Genomic DNA, 754 nt, shown 5'->3' on the forward strand with positions numbered 1-754 from the left:
GAGGACTACCTGCGCGCCCGGCTGGCCGCGTGCGAGGCGGGCGAGCTGGAGGTCGTGGTGCACCACAGCGACCTGCTGGCGCTGCCCCGGCCGGTGGAGGCGTGATGAACGGGCGGACGGGCGAGGCGGTCGCGGGACCCCGCGACACCGGCCTTCCGGAGCCGTCGGAGCCCGCCCGGCCGCCCGGCACCCCAGAGGGAAACGTCACTGCCCGGCGCCCGCTGCGCACCCACGTCGGCACGGTCGTCGGCGTCCTCATCCTCGGTGTGCTGCTGTGGCGGCTGGGCACCGGGCCGCTGGTGGACGGGCTGCGCCGGATCGACACGGCCACCGTGCTCGCGGCTCTCGGGATCGGCGCCGTCACCACCGTGTTCAGCGCCTGGCGCTGGCAGTTGACCGCGCGCGGCCTCGGCATCCGGCTGCCGCTCGGGGCCGCCGTCGCCGACTACTACCGTGCGCTGTTCCTCAACGCGGCGCTCCCCGGCGGCGTCCTCGGCGACGTGCACCGGGCGGTACGGCACGGGCAGAGCGCCGGGGACATCCGGCGCGCCGTCAAGGCCGTCGTGCTGGAGCGGGTCGCCGGGCAACTGGCGCTCGCCCTCTGCGGTGCCGCGCTGCTGCTCACCCTGCCGTCCCCGGTCCGCGACGGCCTGCGGACCGCGGCGGTGCCGGTGGCGCTCGCCGGGGCGGGCGCGCTCGCGGTCGTCCTCGCCGTCCGCATGAACCGGGCGCCCGGCCGGCGCACCGGCTCGCT

At 77.9% G+C, this 754-nt stretch carries 1 protein-coding gene and 1 pseudogene; both read left to right on the top strand.

What is annotated here, in order from left to right; translation table 11 throughout:
- A pseudogene (locus GT030_RS16975) lies at positions 1-105 on the top strand (SAM-dependent methyltransferase); the annotation flags it as partial.
- On the top strand, positions 105-754 hold a 650-nt coding region (locus GT030_RS16980), incomplete at its 3' end, for a lysylphosphatidylglycerol synthase transmembrane domain-containing protein (RefSeq protein WP_161201816.1). The pseudogene GT030_RS16975 and the gene GT030_RS16980, both read left to right, overlap by 1 nt.

The organism is Streptomyces sp. SID1328 (assembly GCF_009865595.1).
Taxonomy (GTDB): Bacteria; Actinomycetota; Actinomycetes; order Streptomycetales; family Streptomycetaceae; genus Streptomyces; species Streptomyces griseoluteus.